Here is a 20777-nt window from a genome sequence, read left to right as displayed (position 1 = left end):
GCGCTCAGCGCCGACGTGGCGTGGCGTGCCGGGTGGGTGTCGCCGTTCCCGGATCCTCCGGCCACGGGTGCCGGGGATAGCGCCCGCGCAGCTCGGAGCGGACCTGCGGATAGCCGGTACGCCAGAACGACGCCAAATCGGCGGTGACCGCCACCGGGCGGCCGGCGGGGGAGAGCAGGTGCAGCAGCACCGGCACCCGACCGTCGGCGATGCGGGGGGCCGCCGGCCAACCGAACGTCTCCTGGAGCTTCACGGCGAGCACCGGCGCGGCCGGGTCGCCGTAGTCCAGCCGGATCCGGGAACCACTCGGCACCTCGATCCGCTCCGGGGCCAGCTCGTCGAGGCGGGCGGCCTGCGCCCAGGGCAGCAGCCGACGCAGCGCCAACGGCACGTCCACTCGCGCCAGGTCGGCCCGGCGTCGTGCGGCGGCCAGCTCCGGGCCCAGCCAGGTCGGCGCGGCGTCGAGCAACGAGTCGTCGCCGACCTCCGGCCACGGCTCGCCCAGGTGGTGCCGGAGGAACGCGAGCCGATCGCGCAGCGCCCGAGCCGCTGGCGTCCACGGCAACAGCCCCAGCCCGTCCTGGCGCAGGCCGGTCAGCAGCGCGGCGGCCACCTCCGCCCGGTCCGGCCGGTCCAGCCGCCGCTGGACCAGCTCGATCGCGCCCAGCCGAGTCACCTCCCGGGCCACCACGTCCCCGTCCGACCAGCCGACCTCGCGGCCGGTGCGCAGCAACGGGCCGGCCGCCTCCCGGGCCGTCGCCTCATCCACCGGGGAGGCCCGGCGGATGCGGGCCGACGGCGCGCCGGGGGTGCGGTCCGCGACCGCCACCGCCAGCCAGTCGGACCCGGTCAGCCCCGAGCCGGCCGCCAGCTCCGCGGCGGTCCCGCCGGTCATCAGGTACGCCGAACCGCCCGGCCGCCGCACCCGTGCCAACCGTTCCGGGTACGCCAGACCGACGAGCAGCCCGGCGGCGAGATCGTCGCTCAGTCCACCCGAGCCGGCGCGGCCGGCGGCGTCGGCGCGGCCCTTCGGCGGGGCGCCGGCAGGCAGCGCGGCGCGTAGCCGGCGTACCTCGGTGCGCCAACGGGCGGTTGCGCCCGCGTCCACGCCGGTGCGCAGCCGACGCCAACCGGCGACCAGATCATCACCGGGGCCGGCCGCGCTCTCCTCGGCGAGCAGGGCGACCACCTCGGCGGCCCGGTCGGCGCCGACCCGGCCGGCGCCGTCGAGCAGCGCCCGGGCCAGCCGTGGGTGCGCCCCGGCGGCGGCGATCGAGCGCCCCCGCGCCGTGATTCGACCGTCGGCGTCGACAGCGCCCAGGGTCTCCAGGGTGTCCCGGGCCACCGTCATCGCGGCTGCCGGCGGCGCGTCGGGCAACGCGAGCCCGACGCCGTCCGGTCGGCCCCAGGCGGCCAGCTCCAACGCGAAGCCGGTCAGGTCGGCGGTGGCGATCTCCGGCTCGGCACGGGCGGGCAGCCGCTCGTGGGTCGCCGCCGACCAGCAGCGGTAGACGTACCCGGGGGCCTCCCGGCCGGCCCGGCCGGCCCGCTGGGTGGCGGCGGCGCGGGAGACCGGCACGGTGACCAGCGCGCCCAGCCCACGGGCCAAATCGATCCGGGGCACCCGGGACAGCCCGGCGTCCACCACGATCCGCACGCCCGGGACGGTCAGACTGGTCTCGGCCAGCGCGGTGGCCAGCACCACCCGCCGTCGGTCCGCGCGACGCAGCGCGGCATCCTGCTCGGTGCCGCGTTGACGGCCGTGCAGCGGCAGCAGCGCGACCGCGTCCCGCAGGTCGGCCAGCCTGCCGGTGACCGCGGCGATCTCGCCGGCCCCGGGCAGGAAGACGAGCACGTCGCCGTCGTGCTCGCGCAGCGCCCGTCGGACGGTGGCGGCCACGTGGTCGAGCAGGGCCCGGTCCACCGGCCCGGCCCCGGGCGGGGCGATCGGGCGCGCCGGGGGCACCCAGATCCGCCCCACCGGGTGCAACGCCGAGTCGGCCCGTACCACCGGGGCCGGGGTGGGCCCGCCCAGCAGCGCGGCGAACCGGTCGGTGTCCGGGGTCGCCGACATCGCCAGCAGCCACAGGTCCGGCCGGAGGGTGGCGCGCGCCTCCACGGTGAAGGCCAGCGCGAGGTCGGCGTCGAGTTGGCGTTCGTGGCACTCGTCGAGCAGCACGGCACCCGTGCCGGGCAGTTCCGGGTCGTGGTGCAGCCGGCGGACCAGCAGGCCGGTGGTGACCACCTCGATCCGGGTGGCCGGGCCGACCCGGCGCTCGCCGCGTACCGCATAGCCGATCCGCTCACCGACCCGTTCGCCGAGCAACTCGGCCATGCGCCGGGCAGCGGCACGGGCCGCCACCCGGCGGGGTTGGGCGATCACCACCCGACCGGTCACCCGGTCGGCCACGGCCAGCGGCGCGAGGGTGGTCTTGCCGGTGCCCGGCGGGGCCACCAGCACACCGGCGCCGGCCGCGTCGAGTGCCGCGACCAGCGCCGGCAGCACCGGACGGACCGGCAGGTCAACTGTTACGTCGGAGAGCACGGCCCAGTCTCGCACCGGGACGGGTGCGTCAGGAGCGACGGACCTCGCCGACGCCGAGCACGAAGGCCCGCCAGGCCGGCGCACCGAAGGCGAGCACCGGGCCGGAGCGGTCCTTGCTGTCCCGGACGGCGACCTGACCGTCGACTGTCGCGACCTCCACGCAGTTGCCGTTGCCGCTGCTGCGCGTGCTGGTGCGCCAGTCCGCTCGGGTCAGGTCGTACGCCGTCATCCGCGGTACCTCTCGTCTGCGTCGGCGTGCCGCAGAAGCGGTCACGCAAAGTTACGAGAAGCATGCTCAAGACGGGTCAACGACGCCGTCGGATCGAGCGCCATCCGGCACAGCTCCTCGTGCAGAAGGCTATACCCGAGCACATGATCGGCTTCCTCCAGAGCCAGTCCCATCGTGAGGTTATCCAGGTAAACCACGGACGCGTCGGCGGCGTCGGCGAAGTTGAGGATCACGTACGGGGTGCTCATGGCCGGATGCCCGCCAGCCGCGAATGGAAGTACCTGGATTGTCACGTTGGGTAGTTGCGCGATCCGACTCATGTGGACCAGTTGTTCGGCCATCACCGCGGTGCCGCCGACCGGGCGCAGGAGCACCGCCTCGTTGAGGATCACCGACAGGTCGACAGGGTCCTCGCGGCGCAGCACCTCCTGTCGGCGCAGTCGGGCGGCGACCTTGCGCTCCAGGCCGTCCTCGCCGGCGGTGCGCCGGAAGATCTCCCGGGCGTACGCCTCGGTCTGCAGCAGCCCGGGCACCGACTCGGCCTCGTACGTGCGCAGCGCCGCCGCCTCGGCCTCCAGCCCGACGTAGAACTCGAACCACTCGGGAAGCACGTCGCTGTAGTTCTGCCACCATCCGCGCTGCTGTGCCCCCCGGGCGATCTCGATCAGCGCCTCGGCATCCGAACCGGTCACCTCGTACAGCGCGAGAGCGGCCCGGACGTCGCGCGGTTTGATGCCGATCTGTGCGGTCTCGATCCGGGAGAGGTTGCTCTTCGACATGTCGAGCTGACGGGCGGCCACATCGAGGGTCATGCCCGCGCGTTCCCGAAGTTGGCGGAGTTCCCGGGCGATACGGCGTCGCCGCACTGTCGGGCTGGCGGCGGGTCGGATGGCGGGAGTGGCGGTCACCGTCCGAGTCTGCCACGACAAGATCCGCAGGTCGCAGATGCACGGAGTGCAACTTTCAAATCTGGGAGTTGCGTTGCAGTAGCTGTCGGTGCATCCTTTCCCGGTCGCGATCACTGTGGACACACCTGTGCGGGAGGACCGTTGCTCATCGCCGACGAGTTCTTCCTCATCGCACACAACGACAGTCGCGGCAAGGCCAAACTGCACCCGGCGGCGACCGGGCTCGGGCTGGCCGGCGGGCTCCTCGGCGAGTTGATCCTTTATGGACACATCACCGTCACGGCCGGGCAGATCACCGTCATCGACCGACGTCCGCCGGCCGATGCCCTGGCGCACACAGTGCTGGACCAGTTGGTCGGTGAGTCCCAGCACCGGGAGCTGCGCACCTGGCTGAGCTTCCTGGCGCAGAGCGCCACGACCTCGGTGGGGGAGCGGTTGGCCCGCGCCGGGGTGCTGCGCCGCCAGGAGAGCCGCCGGCTGCTGCGTACCACGGTCAGCTACCTGCCGATCGACCTCAACGCGGTGGCCTGGCCGGCCACCCGGCTACGGGCCCTGCTGGACCGGCCGGACCCACCGGGCGTGCCGGACGCCCTGCTGCTCGGCCTGGTCGTGGCCGCGGGGCTGACCCGCGAGGTGCTGTGGAGCGCCGGCCCCCGCGCGCACCACCGGTTGAACGTCCTCATCCCCGCGCTGCCGGCACCACTCAAGGAACTCGTCGGGCACACCGAGGCCGCCGTCGGCGCCGCCGTGCTGCGCGGCATCCCCTGATCCCCCGGTAACCCCCAACCCTCCCCTCGACAATCGGAGTAGTCGTATGCCCCCGACATCGACAGTCGACCGACCCAGCAACGTCTCCGAAGCCCTGGCCCGAGGCCGTCTCGGCATCCCCTCGGTGATCTTCTTCGTCCTCTCCGCCGCCGCGCCGCTGACAGTGGTGGCCGGCGTCGTCACCACCGGCTACGGCGTCATCGGGGTGACCGGCATCCCGCTGGCCTTCCTGCTGATCGCCGCGGTGCTCGCGCTCTTCTCGGTGGGTTACGTGGCGATGTCCCGCCGGGTGGAGAACGCCGGCGCCTTCTACGCCTACGTCTCCCGTGGTCTCGGTCGACCGGCCGGCGTGGGCGCCGCCTGGGTCGCGCTGATCGCGTACAACGCGTTGCAGGTCGGGCTGTACGGCACCATCGGCGTGGCGGCCGAGCCGGTGCTCGACCGGCTCTTCGGCGGGCACCCGCACTGGGCCGTCGTGGCCCTGGTGGCGTGGGCGTTGGTTGGCCTGCTCGGCCTGCTCCGGGTCGACCTCAACGGCATGGTCCTGGCCGCGCTGCTGGTCGCCGAGATCGTGGTGGTCCTCGTCTTCGACCTGGGACAACTCGGCAACCCGGCCGAGGGTGGGGTCAGCTTCGCCCCGTTCTCACCGGACAACCTCTTCGTGCCGGGGGTCGGCGCGGTGCTGGTGCTCGCCGTCCTCGGCTTCGTCGGCTTCGAGTCGGCGGTGGTCTTCAGCGAGGAGAGCAAGGACCCGAAGCGGACGGTGCCGCTGGCCACCTACCTCTCAGTGGCGATCATCGCCGGGCTGTACGCGCTGTCGTCCTGGACCATGACCGTCGCGGTCGGGCAGGACCAGATCGTCGCCGAGGCCGGCGAGCAGAGCGTCGGGCTCATCTTCAACCTGGCCGCCGCGCACCTCGGCGACACCGCGGTCACCATCGGGCAGGTGCTCTTCCTGACCTCGGTGCTCGCCGCGATGATCTCGTTCCACAACACCACGGCCCGCTACACCTTCGCGCTCGGTCGGGAACGCGTGCTGCCGGCGGTGTTCGGGCAGACCTCGGCCCGTACCGGGGCGCCGCGGGCCGCCTCGGTGGCGCAGAGCGTCCTCGGACTGCTGGTCATCCTGCTGTACGCCGTCAACGGCTGGGATCCGGTGGTTCAGCTCTTCTTCTGGGTCGGCACCACCGGCGGCTTCGGTGTCCTGCTGCTGATCGCCACCACCTCGGTGGCGGTGATCGCCTACTTCGCCCGCTCCGCCGGGGGCGAGAACCTCTGGCGACGGGCCATCGCGCCCGGCCTGGCCACCATCGCGCTCTTCGTGATCATCTGGTTGGCCGTGTCGAACTTCGCCAACCTGCTCGGTGTCGCGCCGGACTCGACGCTGCGCTGGGCGCTGCCCGCCGCGTACCCGGTGGCCGCCCTGCTGGGCATCGGCTGGGCCCTGCTGCTGCGTAGCAACCGCCCGGACACGTACGCCCGGATCGGCCTGGGGGCTGCGAGCGCCGCGGCGGCCGTCAAGCCGGAGTCACCAGCCGCCGTGGAGGTGACCCGATGAGCGTGGTCATCGAGCAACTAGGGCCGGAGGAGACCACCCTCGTGGCGGGTCGGATCGCCGAGGCGTTCACCATCCTGGAGGTGACGTACTGGCTGGTCCCCGACCCGAGCAAGCGGGAGGCGGTACTGGCCGGCGACTTCGAGATCCTGGTCGGGCACGCGATGCGGCACGGCATCGTCCACGCCACAGCGGACCGGGCCTCGGTCGCGGTCTGGTTTCCGTCGGTCGGCAAGCCGGCGCCGCCGCCGGCGGACTACGACGCCCGACTGGCCGCCGCCTGCGGCGAGTGGACCGACCGGTTCCAGCACCTCGACGAGCTGTTCGCGGCGAACCATCCGCACCCGGACCACCACCACCTCGCGTTTCTGGCGACCCGGCCAGACCGGCAGGGGCAGGGCTTGGGGAGCGCGCTGATGCGCCACCACCACGCCTGGCTGGACGCCAACGGGATGCCGGCGTACCTGGAGGCGAGCAGCCCGCGCAGCCGGGACCTGTACGCGAAGCACGGCTACCTGGCCGGCGAGCCGTTCCGGGTGCCCGACGGAACGCCGTTCTGGCCGATGTGGCGCGAGCCGGTCGGGCACTGAACCGGTCGGTTGACGCGACCAGCCACCCCGTGGTCGCACTGTAACGCTCACGTGACAGCACGGAGGGCCGGGTCCATGGACCCGGCCCTCCGTGCGTCAACCGGTCAGTACGTGCCGTCGAGCTGGCCGCGCAGCTTGGTCAGCGCGCGGGTCAGCAGCCGCGAGACGTGCATCTGCGAGACACCGATCTGGTCGGCGATCTGCGACTGGGTCAGGTTGCCGTAGAAGCGCAGCGTGAGGATCTTCTGCTCGCGCTCGTCGAGGGTGGCCAGCGCCGGGCCGAGGGCGACCCGCAGCTCAGCCAGCTCGAACTCGCTGTCCTCGCCGCCGAGCATGTCGCCCAGCTCGGTGGCGCGCTCGCCGTCGCCGGTCGGGGTGGACAGCGACACCGCGTTGTACGCGCGGGCGCCCTCCAGGCCCTCCAGCACCTCTTCCTCGGTGAGCTTGAGGTGCGCGGCGATGTCGGCGACCGTCGGCGAGCGGCCGAGGGTCTGCAGGAGCGAGCTGTTGGCGTCGGAGATGGCCAGCCGCAGCTCCTGGAGCCGGCGGGGCACCCGGATGTCCCAGGTGCGGTCCCGGAAGTGCCGCTTGAGCTCGCCGATGATGGTGGGGATCGCGTAACCGGCGAAGTCGACACCGCGCTCGGGGTCGAACTTGTCGATGGCCTTGATCAGGCCGATCGCGGCGGTCTGCGCCAGGTCGTCGTTCGGCTCGCCGCGCCCGCTGTAGCGGTGGGCCAGGTGGTTGGCGAGCGGCAGCCAGGCCTCGATCGCCCGGTCCCGCAGAGCGGCGCGCGACGGGTGGTTGGCGGGCAGCGCCGCCATCGCGTTGAGCAGATCGGCGGCGCTGTCGGTGAGAGCGCGCGGGTCGAGCTTGGTGGTGGCCTTGACGGCGGCGCTCGGCTGCTCGGTGATCGTTGGCGCGGTCATGGGTGGTCCTCCCTGCACCTCGTCCGCTGACGAAAAAGACGTGACGCTTTGGTTTAGCTTCCAATGGGCCGTTCGGGAGTCACCTTAACCTGATCGTCTCCCGGAAATCTAGCCGAAAGGTTGATGTACTTAAGGTGTGTTGAGCAACAAAAGGGGCAAATGCTGCGGAAGTTAGGGTGGTTGTGAGGATCCTTACCCGTTGTTGTCGCTGCGGTCCGCCGCCCGGTCCACCGCCCGGTCGGTCGGCCGGCTCGGCCGATCGGCCCACGGGTCGCGTCGACTGGTCAACATGAAATCCGACAAGTCGCCAGGAGTGTCGACTATCCGTCCTTGTCCCGCTGGTGGGACCGGCCGTAGCGTCGCGTGTACACACCCGGTTCGGAGGCACCGTGCTCGATCCAGCCGCTCCCCAGCTTGTCGTGAACAGCCGCACCCTCTACTTCAGCTGGCTGCCGGCGGATCCCGACGCGGTCGCCGCGCTGGTCCCGCCGGGGCTCTGCCCCCGCCCCGACCGGCAGGTCTTCCTCAACCAGTACATCGTCGACGACGAGACGCAGACCTCCGGCTTCGGTGCGTACTCGCTGACCTACCTCGGCGTCTCGCTGCTGGGCGTCGACGCGCCGGGCGGCCTCAACGCCGGTGGCTGGTGGACCCACTACGTGGCCTCCAGCCGGCTGGTCCGTGAGTACGCCCTCGCTCGCGGCGCCCCGGTGCTCGCCGGGCGCACCCGGATCGACGTGAACGGCGAGGACCTGCTCTCCGAGACGGAGATCGACGGCACGCCGTTGGTCCGGGCCCGGTGTCGGGTGGGGGAGACCGGTCACGTGATCAGCAGTGGGCACCACCGCTACTTCACCCGGCGCGACGGCCAGTTGCTCAGCTCGGCCTACCCCTTCGTCGCCGAGCCGGTCGCCCCGTTCGAGATCGAGTCGGTGGAGTTCCTCCAGCCCGGTCACCCGATGTACGCGCTGCGCCCGGCCAATCCGCTGACCATCGGCTTCGGCTACTACTCACCGCGTTCGTCGTTCGCCTACCCCGGCGGGCTGAACGTGCACGCGGTCGCCGCGCCGGAGCCGTCCCGACCGCGTCACCAGGTGCCGGCCAGCCTCGCCCGCAGTGGCCTGCCGTCCGGGTCGTAGACCAGCCGGTACATCGGCAGCGCCCAGGCCCGGGTGTACCACGGCAGCCGTTCGGGGCGGTGCGGGCGCAGCCGCCCGGGCGGCCGTTCTCCCACCTGGCCGTCGTCGTACCACTGCTGTAGCGCGTCGGCGGCGGCCGTTACGGCCGCGACGGCGTCCGCCGGGTCCAGCAGGTCGGCGTCGTCCGCGCCGTCCGGGTCGCGGTCCAGGTGCTCGCGCCACAGCCGAAGTCGCAGGTCCCGGGCGAAGCTCCGCGCGCCGTCGCCCCGCCCAGCGGGGTCGGTGGGCTCCCGCTGGTCGGGGGTGTCGTCGAGCACCGCGCAGGACAACTCGCTGTCGTGCGTCCAGGACCGCCGGTTGAAGTTGTCGCTGCCCACGCTGGCCCAGACGTCGTCGATCACGCAGACCTTCGCGTGTACGTAGACCGGGCCGCCGGCGTGGTTCTCCACGTCGAACACGTGCACCCGGTCCGGTGCGGCCTGCTCACACAGTGACAGCGCCTGCTCGCGCCCGACCATGTTCGGCGGCAACGCCAGCCTGCCGTCCACGTCCGGGTGGCGGGGGACGACGGCGATCAGGTGCAGGTCCGGGTTGTCCCGCAGCGCGTGCGCGAACAGGTCCGCGACCTCGGCCGACCAGAGGTACTGATCCTCCAGGTAGATCAGCCGGCGGGCCCGGCGTACCGCCTTGGTGTAACCCCGGGCCACGGTCCGCTCCCCGTGCGGTGCGAACGAGTAGCGCGGGCGGACGGCGGGGTAGGTGCGCAGCACCTGGATCTGGTGCGGACCGCAGGGCGGCGGATCGGCCGGCTGTTCGGGCAGCGGGTCGGGGCGCAGGTCCGAGCCGCGCAGCCGGTCCCGCAGGTAGGCCACCGGGTTCTCCGAGTCCAGCGGCATCGGGTCGGTCCAGCGTTCCCGGAACAGGGTGTCCAACGCGCCGACCACCGGACCGCGCACCGCGAGCTGCACGTCGTGCCAGGGCGGATTGGGTCCGTACCGGGGGGACATCTGCACCGGTTGCGGGTCGCCGTGGTGCGCGGCGTCGTCGCGGCGGCTGTGGCACAGGTCGATCCCGCCGGCGAAGGCGACGTCCCGCTCGGGCGCGCCCTGGTGCCGCAGCACCACGAGCTTCTGATGGTGCGAGCCGCCGCGCCGGACCCGTTGGTCCAGCAGCACCTCGCCACCGGCGGCCGAGATCGTCTCGCTGAGGTCGCGGTTCTCGGCCTCGCTGTACGCCAGGACGTCGAGGTGCGAGCGCCAGATCAACCCCTTGACCACCACACCGCGCTGCGCGGCCTGCGCGAAGAGCTGGGCCACTGTCGGGCCGTCCGGGCGCAACCGCTGATCCGGGTCACCCCGCCAGTCGGTGAAGAACAAGTGGTCGCCGGGGCCCAGGGCCTCGACCTCGCCGACCAGCCGGTCGAAGTAAGCGGCACCGTGAATCAACGGCTCGGCGAGGTTTCCCGTGGTCCATACGGGTATGCCAGAGACCGGGTTGGCGCGTTCCTCAGCGGTGAGGAACCAGTCCTGCAACGGCACCGTCCAGCCCCCCTGGAGGTCGGCAACGTCCTCACGGTAGGACCCCCGACGCGGGTCCGCACGCCAGGCCCCCGACCGGTGACCTGGCCAACGCCATCAAAAGCGACGCGACAACAGCCGAGGAGGCCACACCATGCCCCGCGACACGACGAATCCCGTGACCGAGAACCGCGAGCCAGCGGTGGAGAGCGAACGGGGTGCGCTGGTAGCGGTGTTGGTGATGGTGATTCTGGGCGTCGCCGGGATTTTTGCGGTCTCCTGAGGCGGCGCCGACGCCCCCGGGGTGAACCGGAGGCGTCGGCGCCGAACTCAGCGGTCGACAGTGGTCAGGGCCGGGTGCCCTGGCCGCCGGTGTGCGGGAGCCGCTCGGTGGGGATCACGCCGAGGCGGCCGGCCTGGAAGTCCTCGAATGCCTTGAGCAGCTCATCCCGGGTGTTCATCACGAACGGGCCGTACTGTGCCACCGGCTCCCGGATCGGCTGACCACCCATGATGTAGAGGTCCAGTGCCGGGGTGTTGCTGTCCTGCGCGGTGTCGGCGCTGAACCGCAGCGCGTCACCCGGGCCGTGCACCGCGAGCTGGCCGGTACGCACCGGCCGCCGGTCGGTGCCGACCGTGCCGCGACCGCCCAGCACGTACACCAGGGCGTTGAAGTCGGGCCGCCAGGGCAGGTCGACCTGCGCGCCCGGCTGCACTGTGACGTGCGTGATGGTGATCGGGGTGAAGGTCGAACCCGGGCCGCGGTGCCCGGCGACCTCGCCGGCGATGACCCGGATCAGCGCGCCGCCGTCGGGCGTGGTGAGCAGCGCCGACTCCCGACCCCGGATGTCCTGGTAGCGGGGCGGGTTCATCTTGGCTGAGCGGGGCAGGTTGACCCACAGTTGCGTGCCGTGGAAGAGCCCGCCGCTCATCACCAGGTGCTCCGGCGGCGCCTCGATGTGCAGCAGGCCGCTGCCCGCCGTCATCCACTGGGTGTCGCCGTCGGTGATGGTGCCGCCACCACCGTTGGAGTCCTGGTGGTCGAAGACGCCGTCGATGATGTAGGTGACGGTCTCGAAGCCGCGGTGCGGGTGCCACGGGGTGCCCTTGGGCTCGCCCGGCGCGTAGTCGACCTCGCCCATCTGGTCGAGGTGAATGAACGGGTCCAGGTCGGTGGTCGACACCCCGGCGAAGGCGCGACGGACCGGGAAGCCCTCACCCTCGAAGCCGCTGGGCGCCGTGGTCACCGTGCGGACCGGGCGGATCGTGGCGGCCTCGTCGAGGCGGGGCAGGCGGGGCAGGACGAGAACGTTGTCGACGGTGATCGCGGGCATGTCGAGGCTCCTAGCGTGAGGCGGGGGTGGTCGAGCTGACCCGCGATGCCCGCAGGCGCTCGCCGAGCCGGTCGAAGACCCGGGTGAGGCAGGCGACCTCGGCATCGTCGAGGTCGTCCATGAGATGCGTGCGCACCGACGCCAGATGGTGGGGTGCGGCTTCCCGCAGGGCGAGCAGCCCGGCGGCGGTGAGCACCGCCTCGCTGCCACGCCGGTCGTCCGGGCAGGGCTCCTTGCTGACCAGGCCACGACGCTGCATGGAGGAGACCTGGTAGGTGAGGCGGCTGGGCGAGAAGATCAACCGGCTGGCCAACTCGCCCATCCGTAGCCGCTGCCCCGGCGCCTCGGAGAGCAGGACCAGCACGTGGTAGTCGGCGAAGCTGAGGTCGCTGTCGACCCGCAGATCCTCTTCCAACTGCGTGTAGAGACGCTGGCTGGCCTCGATGTAGGCGCGCCAGGCGGCCTCTCGGGTGCTGTCCAGGCTCTCGGTCATGTCCACGACGATAGCACTCTTTCAAAATTTAAGTAATGTCGTTAAGCGTCGCCTGCGTCACTTCCTCACCCGCTGGCGGTTGGATCGTGCAGCTTTGAAGGAAACCCGCGTTAATCCGGCGGCGCGCAGGCCGCAGGTTGTGCCAGACTCCGGCCTCGTGGAACACGTGGAACTCTCCGCCGCCGACCTGTTGCTGCGCCCCTGGCGAGACGCGGACGCTCCGGCGGTGCGCGACGCCCTCCGGGACCCGGCGATCGCCCAGTGGAACCCGCAGGGCGGCGACCCGATCGACGACGAGGTGGCGCTGCTCTGGGTGCGTCGCCGGGCCGACTGGTCCACCGGCGGCCACGCCTCGCTGGCGGTCACCGCGGCGGCCGACGGCGAACTGCTCGGCTCGGTGTCGCTGCACCGCATCCACGACGGCGACGCGTCCATCGGCTACTGGACGGTGCCCGCGGCGAGGGGGCGTCAGGTGGCGGTGCGCGCCGTCGTCCGGCTCACCGACTGGGCGTTCGCGGATCTCGGGCTGCACCGGGTGGAGTTGTGTCACGCGGTGGCCAACCCGGCGTCCTGTCGGGTCGCCGACCGCGCCGGCTACCTGGCCGAGGGGACCCTGCGGGAGTCGTACCGGTACGGCGACGGCCGCCGCTACGACGAGCACCTGCACGCTCGCCTGGCCACCGACCGTTAGCCGGAGGCGGACCGGGGCCCGAACGGGCTCCGGCCCCGGCCGCGCAGGTCGTCTCGAACCGTCACTCGGTGACCTTGCGGAGGAATGTCGCGAGGGCGGTCCTGACGCGCTCGATCCGCTCCGGTAGGGGCAGTGGCTCGGGCGCGGGGGGCCCGGCGTGCTTCTTCCCGCGCAGGTACAGCGAGCAGGCCAGGTCGGAGCACAGGTACGTGCCCACGGAGTCGCCCTGCCGTCCGCTCGGGCCGGCCTTGGGTGCGGTCATCAACGAGACGCCACCGCCGAGGTGGGTGGTCAGGCAGAACGAGCACATGCTGTGCCGCACGCGCCCCATCTGGTGCTTCGCGGCCCGCAGCACCACCCCGGCCAGCTTGCCGTCGGTCTCGGCGACCAGGTAGGCCCGCTGCGGGGCGGAGGGATCCCGCCAGCCGAGAAAGTCGAGGTCGTCCCACTGGCGCATTTCAAGATCATTCGGTACGGCCAGCCGCTTCGCCTCGCCCTTGCTGCAGTTGACGAAGGACGCGCGGATGACGGATTCGGTCAGGACCAACATAGGTAGTAGCCTAGCCCTCTTAGGCAAGCGATTATTACGGCTAGGTTGGGAGTGTGCTGCATGGCACGTGCCGGGGTGACCGTCGAGCGCCTGACGCTGGCCGCGGCCGAGCTGGCCGACGAGGTGGGGGTCGAGAACGTCACAGTCGCCGCGCTCGCGCGCCAGTTCGGGGTGAAGGACGCCAGCCTGTACTTCCACCTCAAGAACGCGCACGAACTGCGGGTCCGGATCGCCCTGCTGGCACTGGCGGAGCTGGCCGACCGGGTCGCCGCCGCGCTCGCCGGCCGGGCCGGCAAGGACGCGCTGGTGGCGTTCGCCAACGCGTACCGCGACTACGCGCGAGAGCACCCCGGCCGCTACGCGGCCATGCAGATCGACCTCGACCCGGAAACCGCCGCCGCGAGCGCGGGCGTCCGGCACGCCGAGATGACCCGGGCGATCCTGCGCGGCTACCGGCTCTCCGAGCCTGACCAGACCGACGCGGTGCGGATGATGCACAGCACGTTCCACGGGTTCGTGAGCCTGGAGAAGACCGGCGGCTTCCGGCACACCCCGCGCCCCACCGACGACTCCTGGTCGCGCGCCCTGGACGCCCTCGACGCCGTCCTCACCAACTGGCCGTCGCGCTGAGCTGCCGCAGAGCCACGGCATAGGCTCGGTGGTGTGGATGATCTGGAGTTGGCCGACTGGCGGGAGCGGGTGGCCCGGCTGTACCTGTCCGACGTCGACCTGGCCGGCTTCCGCGCCGGCCGCGACGAACTCTTCGCCACCCACCCGCAGAGCCCGATCCCCGTGGCGGAGCGGTCCGACTTCGCCGGGGTGCGCTACTTCCCGCCCAACCCCGAGGCCGTGGTCGAGGCGCCCCTGCGGTCGGCCAGCGGTGAGCTGCGCATCGACACCGGTGGCCCGGACGGGGTGGTCGCGTACCGGCGGGTGGCGGTTGCTGAGACGTCCTGGGGGCCGCTGACCCTGTGGTGGATCGAGGCGTACGGGGGCGGGCTGTTCGTTCCGCTGCGCGACGGCACCTGCGGTCGGGAGAGCTACGGCGGAGGCCGGTACCTCACCGACACGGTGAAGGGCACCTTCGGCCGGGGCGTCGAGCTGCTGCCCGGCGACCGGGTCCGGCTGGACGCGAACTACCTCTACAACCCGAGCTGCGCCTACGACGACCGCTGGGCCTGCCCGCTGGCACCACCGGAGAACCGGGTCGACGTGCCGCTGCGCGCCGGCGAGCTGACGTACCACGACTGAACGGCCGCCCGCCCCGAGTGCTGCCGGGGCGGGCGGCCGGTCGTCGCTCAGCCGTTGGTGGCCGCCCGTCCCGACATCTGCATCCGACCGAGCAGCTGCCGCGCCTGGTCGGCGAGCTGCGCGTCGACTGTCACCGCGTACTGGCCGGCGCGCAGTGAGCTGGCCGAGGTGAAGTCGCGCTGGCCGCCCGTCATGGCGTGCGCGACCGCACCGAACACGGCACCCCAGATCGCACCGATGACCAGCCCGACCAGGATCACCGCCAGCCAGTTGCCGACGGTGAAGATGCCGAACAACAGGCCGATGAAGAGCCCGAACCAGGCGCCGGTACCGGCGCCGAGCAGACCGGCTCGACCGGTGGTCATTCGCCCGAGCACCGTCTCCACCAGGGTGAGGTTGGTGCCGACGATGGCGCTGTGCTCCACCGGAAAGCGGTTGTCGGCCAGGTAGTCGACGACCCGCTGCGCGGTCGGATAGTCCTGGTACGAGCCGATCGTCACGGTCGGCGGGCCGGCCTCCGGCCCGTGGCCGTCCCCGCCCGGGGACGACAGACGGCCGGCCGGCCCGGATGGAAGCAGGTCGCCACCCTGTGTGCCGGACCGCCAGGCGGCGGTCGGCTCCGAAGCTGACGTCATGAGCATCCTCCCTCGTCAGCTCGCCGCGTTCCCGTCCAGGCCGACCGGTAACGCGGTCTCCACCGCCGGACAGGAGGGGAATGGGCGCGGACTGCCCGGGTAGGCAGTCAGGTGGAGAGCGGACAGATCAGCGACTACGGGTTCCTCGCCGACGGCCGCACCGCGGCGCTGGTGGACGCCTCGGGCTCGGTGAACTGGTGGTGCCCTGGCCGGTTCGACGCCCCGTCGGTGTTCGGGCGGCTGCTCGACGAGGGCGCGGGGCACTGGTCGATCCGACCGGAGGTCGATTTCACTGTCGAACGGAGCTACCTGGAGGACACCCTGGTCCTGCGGACCGTCTTCCGTACCGCGCAGGGGGAGGTCGCGCTCACCGATGCGCTCGCCTTCGAGCCCGGCTCGCGAGGTCACGACATAGGGATGCACCCACCGCAGGTGCTGGTCCGTAGCGTGCAGGGACTCTCCGGTGCGGTGCCGATGCGGGTGCACTACCGTCCGCGCTTCGAGTACGGGCGCACCACCGCGTACCTGGTCGAGCGTGAGGACATGCTTGAGGCCATCGCCGGGGCCGTGCGGCTCACCTTCCGCAGCAGCGTGCGGTTGGCGTGCGGCGACGACGGCGATGCCGCAGCGACGTTCACCGTCCGCGCCGGCACGACCCACAACTTCAGTCTCGGGTACGCCCCGACCTACGACGCCCCACTGCCGGAGGTACCGGACGCCGACCAGACGATCGCCGACACCGTCGCAGGCTGGCGGTCCTGGGCCGACGAACACGAGTACAAGGGCTTCTACGCCGAGGAGGTGCGGCGCAGCGGCCTGGTGGTGCAGGGCATGACGTACCGACCCAGCGGCGCGGTGGTGGCCTCGGTGACCACCTCGCTGCCGGAGAAGCTCGGCGGGGACCGCAACTACGACTACCGCTACGTCTGGGTGCGCGACTTCAGCCACACGCTGCGGGCGCTGTGGCGGTCGGCGTGCTTCGACGAGGTGCGGCGGCAGTTCGCCTGGTTGGGCCGGGCGATGGGCCGAATCGGCGACCAGCCGGTGCCCATCATGTACGGGGTGCTGGGGGAGCGGGACCTCACCGAGCATCGGCTGGACCAGCTCGGCGGTTACCGCGACAGCCCGCCGGTGGTGACCGGCAACGACGCGTGGCGGCAGCGGCAGAACGACATCTACGGCGCGGCCATGGACGCCGCCTGGCTGATGCGCGACCAGCTGGAACCGTTCGACCCGGACGTCTACCACCTGCTCCGGGTGCTCGCCGATCAGGCCGAGCAGGACTGGAAACAGCCGGACGCGGGGATGTGGGAGGAGCGTGGGGTGCAACACCACCACGTGTCCTCGAAGGTGGAGTGCTGGGTAGCGCTGGACCGGGCGGTCCGCTTCGGCGACCAGCTCGGCGGGCCGCAGGACCTGGCCCGCTGGACGGCGGCCCGGGACGAGGTGCGCGCGGCGATCCTCGAGCGGGGGTGGAGCGACCGGCTCCAGTCGTACACCGGGATTTTTGATTCCGACGAGCTGGACGCGTCGGTGCTGGTGATGCCGCTGGTGGGTTTTCTGCGTGCCGATGACCCGCGGATGCGCTCGACGGTCCGCGCGGTGGAGCGGCGGCTGTCGCACGACGGCCTGCTGCGGCGCTGGGACGGCGACCCGGCGGGCTTCGTCATCTGTTCGTTCTGGTTGGTGAGTTGCCTGGCGTTGGGCGGCGAGCGGGAGCGGGCGCACGAGTTGTTTCGCGATCTGGCTGGTCGGGTCAACGACCTTGGCCTGTTCGCCGAGCAGATCGACCAGCAGACCGGGGAGCAGTTGGGCAACTTCCCGCAGGCGTTCTCACACATCGGCCTCATCAATGCCGCCGGTGTGCTCACCGACGTCGAGCAGGACCCGACGTTGCGCGATTGCGGGATGCCCCCGGCGCACTTCACTCCGACGCGTCGCTGAGCCCGTACTTTCGTGTAAATCTTGACGACTTTCGATCCGATGACGCGAAGTTCTATCGCCTTCCAGTGAAAGACGTTAATGTCCGGGAAACACCGCGGTGCTCCTCCAGTCGGCGGGAGCGGCACCGAGATCCCCCGGACAGCTGGAGGTCTCGTGTCCCGCACTCTGCGTCGACGGCTCGTCAGCGCCACCACACTGCTCACCGTCCTGGTCACCCTCTGCCTCGTTCCACAGGCAAGCGTTCCACCGGCCGCCGCGTCCCCGGCCCAGGCCGCCGCCCTCGCCCCGCCCGCCACCATCGGTTTCGAGAAGGTCGCCCTCGACGGCGGCCTCTCCATGGGCGAACCGATCGAACTGGCCGTCGCACCAGACGGCAAGGTCTTCTACATCAACCGGGGCACCAGCAGCGCCGGTGGTCAGGTCCGCCTCTACAACCCGGCGACCAGGTCCACCACGGTCGCGCTGACCCTGCCACTGGACGCCCGCTTCGAGGACGGCCTGATCGGCATCACAGTGCACCCGAGCTTCGCGAGCAACCGCTGGGTCTACCTCTTCTACTCGCCCAAGGTCACCCCACTGGTCAACCGGATCAGTCGGTTCACCTTCAACCCGTCCACTCTGCTGCTCGACCCGGGCAGCGAGGACGTGCTGATCGAGTGGCCCACCGAACGCGATCTCTGCTGCCACTCGGCCGGCTCGATGAGCTGGGACACCGCCGGCAACCTGTACTTCGCCGTCGGCGACAACACCAACTCCGGCGGCGACTCAGCCGGGATGGCCCCGATCGACGAGCGGACGAACCGTAACGCCCAGTACGACGCCCAGCGCACCTCGGGCAACACCAACGACCTGCGCGGCAAGATCAACCGAATCCACCCGGAGAACGACGGCAGCTACACCGTCCCCACCGGCAACCTCTTCGCCGCCGGCACCGCGCGAACGCGGCCGGAGATCTACGTGATGGGCGTGCGCAACCCGTACCGGATCTGGGTGGACCGCACTGCCAACAACACCCTCTACTGGGGCGAGGTCGGCCCGGACGCCGGCACCGACCTCGCCAACCGTGGCCCGGCGGCCTACGACGAGTTCAACCGGGCCAACGGGCCCGGCAACTACGGCTGGCCATACTGCGGCGGCCCCAACGTCGCCTACAACGACTGGGACTTCGCCACCGCCACACCGCGTGCCTGGTTCCCCTGCGGCGGCTCGACCGGCCCGGTCAACAACTCACCCCGCAACACAGGGGTCCAGCAGCTCCCGCCGACGAAACCGGCGCTGGTCTGGGAGCAGCACGGCGGCAGTGAGGACTGGCCGGCGCTGGACAACCCGGGCGGGTGCGGGTCGCCCAACCACGTCGAGGTCTACCACTACGACCCGAACCTCGTCTCGGACGTGAAGTGGCCGGCCTACTACGACAACAAGTGGCTGATCTCCGAGTACTGCCGCAACTGGATCAAGGAGGTCCAGTTCGACAACGGCAACCCGTCCACCGGGGCGCCGACCGTCATCGAGCCGGTGCTCGCCGGCATGAAACTCGTCCACCCGATCGACTGGCAGTTCGGCCCGGACGGCTCGCTCTACCTGCTGGAGTACGGCAGCGGCTACTTCTCCGGCGCGGTCGACGCCGGTCTCTACAAAATCAACTACGTCCAGGGTGGCCGGTCGCCGGTAGCCAAGGCCACCGTCAACCGGGACAACGGACTGGCCCCCCTCTCGGTGACCTTCTCCAGCGCCGGCAGCTCTGACCCGGACGGCGACCCGCTGACGTACGCGTGGGACTTCACCAACAACGGCAGCACCGACTCGACCGCCGCGAACCCGTCCTTCACGTACTCCGCCAACGGCAGCTACAGCGCCCGGCTCACCGTCAACGACGGCACCGGCCGCAGCGCCACCACTGTGGTGTCGGTGGTGGTCGGCAACAACCGGCCGACGGTCACGTTGACCGGCCTGCCCGCCGGCGGGCTCTTCGACTGGGGACAGGACCTGGCGGTGGGCGCCACGGCCAGTGACCCGCAGGACGGCACGCCGGCCTGCTCGGCGGTGGTCGTCCGGGCCGCGCTGGGCCATCAGGAGCACGCCCACGAGGAGGGGGAGGGGACCGGCTGCGGCGCGACCTTCAACACCGGCCCGGTGCACGCCGGCCCCGACTCGGTGCTGTTCTTCGTCCTGCGGGGCAGCTACACCGATCGCGGCGCGACCGGCTCCGCCGCACTCACCGGTGAGCAGGAGATCAGCCTCTACCCGAAACAGTGGCAGGCCGAGCACTTCGTCCAACTCAACGGCCCCAAGGTGATCGACCAGGCGGCGGCCGAGGGTGGCAAGCGGCTGGGTGACGTCCAGAACGGCGAGAGCGTCCGGCACCACGCGGTGAGCCTCAAGGGGATCACCGGCGTCCGGGCCCGGGTCTCCTCCGGCGGCCCCGGCGGCACCATTTCCTTCCGGTACGACTCACCGACCGGCACCGAGGTCGCCCGGATCGCGGTGCCGAACACCGGCGGCTGGGACAACTACACCGAGCTGAGCGCCACTGTGACCAAGCCAGACGACGGCACCCACGACCTGTACCTGGTCGTCACCGGCGGCAGCGGGGCGTTGCTGGACGTGGACAGCTACACCTTCACCGGCCCCGGCGTCGGCACCGGCGGGGCGCGCACCGGTGAGGTCAAGGCCCTCGGCAAGTGCGCGGACATCGCCTCCAGCCAGACCGCCAACGGCACCAAGGTGCAGACCTGGACCTGCAACGGCACCGCCGCCCAGCGCTGGACCCTGCCCGGCGACGGTACGGTGCGGGGGCTCGCCAAGTGCCTGGACGTGAAGGCGAGCGGCACCACCGACGGCACTCTCGTGCAGCTCTACGACTGCAACGGCAGCGGGGCCCAGCAGTGGGCCGCCCAGCCGGACGGCAGCCTGCGCAACCCCCAGTCCGGACGGTGCCTGGACATCCCCAACTCGGACCTCACCGACGGTCGGCAACTGCGGATCTGGACCTGCAACGGCACCGGGGCGCAACGCTGGACCCTGCCGTGACCGCCCCCTGACCGGCTCGGCACCCGTACCCGAGCGTCGATGACGCACGGGGCCGGGCGGCGGAGGCGGAGCCCGGCCGTCCACCCACGTCCCCCGGGTGGGCGGCCGGGACTCGGGGGACAATGCCGGGTATGCGGCTGGTGCTCACGGCGGACACCCACGTACCGAAGCGGGCCCGGGACCTACCCGGGCCACTCTGGGCGGCCATCGAGGCGGCCGACCTGGTGGTGCACGCCGGCGACTGGGTGGACGAGGCCCTGCTCGACGCCATGACCGCGCGATCGCGCCGACTGATCGGGGTGTACGGCAACAACGACGGCCCGGCGCTGCGCGCCCGGCTGCCGGAGGTGGCCCGGGTCGAGCTCGACGGACTGCGGGTCGCGGTGGTGCACGAGACCGGGCCCCGGACCGGCCGGGAGAAGCGGTGCGCGGCCCGCTTTCCCGATGTCGACCTGCTGGTGTTCGGGCATTCGCACATCCCCTGGGACACCGAGGCACCCGGTGGGCTGCGCCTGCTCAACCCCGGCTCACCCACCGACCGCCGCTCCCAACCCCACGCCACCTACCTCACGGCCGAGGTGCACGCCGGCACCCTCACCGAGGTCCAGCTGCACCGCCTGCCCCGCCCCTGACCCCACCCCGCCCCTCACCCGCGATCTTGCACTTGCT

General features: G+C 71.6%; 20 protein-coding genes. 11 read left to right on the top strand and 9 right to left on the bottom strand.

Going from position 1 to position 20777, the window contains the following annotated elements; all coding sequences use genetic code 11:
* Positions 1 to 4 precede the first annotated feature (4 nt).
* From hrpB to MED15_RS24980, 3 genes are read right to left on the bottom strand one after another with little or no spacing between them, the layout of a single operon-like run.
* Positions 5 to 2545 carry an ATP-dependent helicase HrpB gene (gene hrpB / locus MED15_RS24990; RefSeq protein WP_112737209.1) on the bottom strand — a complete coding sequence of 847 codons (2541 nt, stop codon included), beginning with the start codon at positions 2543 to 2545 and terminating at the stop codon, positions 5 to 7.
* A 28-nt stretch (positions 2546 to 2573) separates the two neighbouring features.
* Entirely contained in the window at positions 2574 to 2774 is a 201-nt protein-coding gene (locus tag MED15_RS24985; RefSeq protein WP_112583435.1) for a DUF397 domain-containing protein, read from the bottom strand.
* Positions 2775 to 2815: 41 nt separating this feature from the next.
* Entirely contained in the window at positions 2816 to 3640 is an 825-nt protein-coding gene (locus MED15_RS24980) for a helix-turn-helix domain-containing protein (protein ID WP_258397738.1), read from the bottom strand.
* Between the two features lie 183 nt (positions 3641 to 3823).
* Between MED15_RS24980 and MED15_RS24975 the strand changes: the two genes are divergently transcribed.
* Genes MED15_RS24975 through MED15_RS24965 form a run of 3 tightly spaced genes read left to right on the top strand, consistent with a single transcriptional unit; the run spans position 3824 to position 6595 of the window.
* Positions 3824 to 4450 carry a GOLPH3/VPS74 family protein gene (locus MED15_RS24975; protein ID WP_112602179.1) on the top strand — a complete coding sequence of 209 codons (627 nt, stop codon included), beginning with the start codon at positions 3824 to 3826 and terminating at the stop codon, positions 4448 to 4450.
* Positions 4451 to 4496: 46 nt separating this feature from the next.
* On the top strand, positions 4497 to 6008 hold the full coding sequence (locus MED15_RS24970) for an APC family permease (RefSeq protein ID WP_112583433.1): 1512 nt from the start codon (positions 4497 to 4499) through the stop codon (positions 6006 to 6008).
* Entirely contained in the window at positions 6005 to 6595 is a 591-nt protein-coding gene (locus tag MED15_RS24965) for a GNAT family N-acetyltransferase (RefSeq protein WP_112602180.1), read from the top strand. The genes MED15_RS24970 and MED15_RS24965 overlap by 4 nt, the downstream gene beginning before the upstream one ends.
* 104 nt (positions 6596 to 6699) lie before the next feature.
* On the opposite strand, the gene MED15_RS24960 is transcribed toward MED15_RS24965, so the two are convergent.
* The gene (locus MED15_RS24960; protein ID WP_091401616.1) at positions 6700 to 7524 is read right to left on the bottom strand and encodes a SigB/SigF/SigG family RNA polymerase sigma factor; all 825 of its coding nucleotides are present in this window, start codon (positions 7522 to 7524) and stop codon (positions 6700 to 6702) included.
* A gap of 389 nt (positions 7525 to 7913) precedes the next feature.
* Between MED15_RS24960 and MED15_RS24955 the strand changes: the two genes are divergently transcribed.
* Positions 7914 to 8663, top strand: a complete 750-nt coding sequence (locus tag MED15_RS24955) for a hypothetical protein (protein ID WP_112602202.1) — start codon at positions 7914 to 7916, stop codon at positions 8661 to 8663.
* Here MED15_RS24955 and MED15_RS24950 read toward each other — a convergent pair.
* Complete coding sequence (locus MED15_RS24950; protein WP_112602181.1) at positions 8612 to 10201, bottom strand: phospholipase D family protein; 1590 nt, start codon at positions 10199 to 10201, stop codon at positions 8612 to 8614. The two genes, MED15_RS24955 and MED15_RS24950, sit on opposite strands and share 52 nt — an antisense overlap.
* Before the next feature lie 133 nt (positions 10202 to 10334).
* Between MED15_RS24950 and MED15_RS34575 the strand changes: the two genes are divergently transcribed.
* Positions 10335 to 10463, top strand: a complete 129-nt coding sequence (locus MED15_RS34575) for a hypothetical protein (protein ID WP_256441970.1) — start codon at positions 10335 to 10337, stop codon at positions 10461 to 10463.
* A gap of 64 nt (positions 10464 to 10527) precedes the next feature.
* On the opposite strand, the gene MED15_RS24945 is transcribed toward MED15_RS34575, so the two are convergent.
* Both MED15_RS24945 and MED15_RS24940 read right to left on the bottom strand, forming a co-directional pair.
* Entirely contained in the window at positions 10528 to 11514 is a 987-nt protein-coding gene (locus MED15_RS24945; RefSeq protein WP_112583430.1) for a pirin family protein, read from the bottom strand.
* A 10-nt stretch (positions 11515 to 11524) separates the two neighbouring features.
* Entirely contained in the window at positions 11525 to 12007 is a 483-nt protein-coding gene (locus MED15_RS24940; protein ID WP_112583452.1) for a MarR family winged helix-turn-helix transcriptional regulator, read from the bottom strand.
* A 157-nt stretch (positions 12008 to 12164) separates the two neighbouring features.
* Here MED15_RS24940 and MED15_RS24935 point away from each other — a divergent pair, with 157 nt between their 5' ends.
* Positions 12165 to 12698: a GNAT family N-acetyltransferase gene (locus tag MED15_RS24935; RefSeq protein ID WP_112583429.1), complete on the top strand. Its 534-nt coding sequence runs from the start codon at positions 12165 to 12167 to the stop codon at positions 12696 to 12698.
* Positions 12699 to 12759: 61 nt separating this feature from the next.
* Here MED15_RS24935 and MED15_RS24930 read toward each other — a convergent pair whose 3' ends face one another.
* Positions 12760 to 13248: an FBP domain-containing protein gene (locus tag MED15_RS24930; protein WP_112583428.1), complete on the bottom strand. Its 489-nt coding sequence runs from the start codon at positions 13246 to 13248 to the stop codon at positions 12760 to 12762.
* 60 nt (positions 13249 to 13308) lie between these two features.
* On the opposite strand from MED15_RS24930, the gene MED15_RS24925 reads away from it, so the two are divergent.
* Both MED15_RS24925 and MED15_RS24920 read left to right on the top strand, forming a co-directional pair.
* A complete protein-coding gene (locus MED15_RS24925; RefSeq protein ID WP_112583427.1) occupies positions 13309 to 13878 on the top strand; it encodes a TetR/AcrR family transcriptional regulator in 570 nt (189 codons plus the stop codon).
* 33 nt (positions 13879 to 13911) lie between these two features.
* Entirely contained in the window at positions 13912 to 14499 is a 588-nt protein-coding gene (locus MED15_RS24920) for a DUF1684 domain-containing protein (RefSeq protein WP_112602183.1), read from the top strand.
* A 47-nt stretch (positions 14500 to 14546) separates the two neighbouring features.
* Here MED15_RS24920 and MED15_RS24915 read toward each other — a convergent pair whose 3' ends face one another.
* Complete coding sequence (locus MED15_RS24915; protein ID WP_112583425.1) at positions 14547 to 15134, bottom strand: YflT domain-containing protein; 588 nt, start codon at positions 15132 to 15134, stop codon at positions 14547 to 14549.
* Between the two features lie 111 nt (positions 15135 to 15245).
* On the opposite strand from MED15_RS24915, the gene MED15_RS24910 reads away from it, so the two are divergent.
* The 3 genes from MED15_RS24910 to MED15_RS24900 all read left to right on the top strand — a co-directional run bounded on the left by MED15_RS24910 (position 15246) and on the right by MED15_RS24900 (position 20740).
* Positions 15246 to 17078 (top strand): glycoside hydrolase family 15 protein, encoded by a 1833-nt coding sequence (locus MED15_RS24910; protein WP_112583424.1) that lies wholly within the window; start codon positions 15246 to 15248, stop codon positions 17076 to 17078.
* A gap of 153 nt (positions 17079 to 17231) precedes the next feature.
* A complete protein-coding gene (locus MED15_RS24905; protein WP_208646721.1) occupies positions 17232 to 20108 on the top strand; it encodes a ricin-type beta-trefoil lectin domain protein in 2877 nt (958 codons plus the stop codon).
* Positions 20109 to 20239: 131 nt separating this feature from the next.
* The gene (locus MED15_RS24900) at positions 20240 to 20740 is read left to right on the top strand and encodes a metallophosphoesterase family protein (RefSeq protein ID WP_112602185.1); all 501 of its coding nucleotides are present in this window, start codon (positions 20240 to 20242) and stop codon (positions 20738 to 20740) included.
* Positions 20741 to 20777: the final 37 nt, after the last annotated feature.

It is taken from the genome of Micromonospora noduli (assembly GCF_003264475.1).
Lineage (GTDB): Bacteria > Actinomycetota > Actinomycetes > Mycobacteriales > Micromonosporaceae > Micromonospora > Micromonospora noduli.
This window is presented reverse-complemented; position numbering and strand designations above follow the sequence as displayed.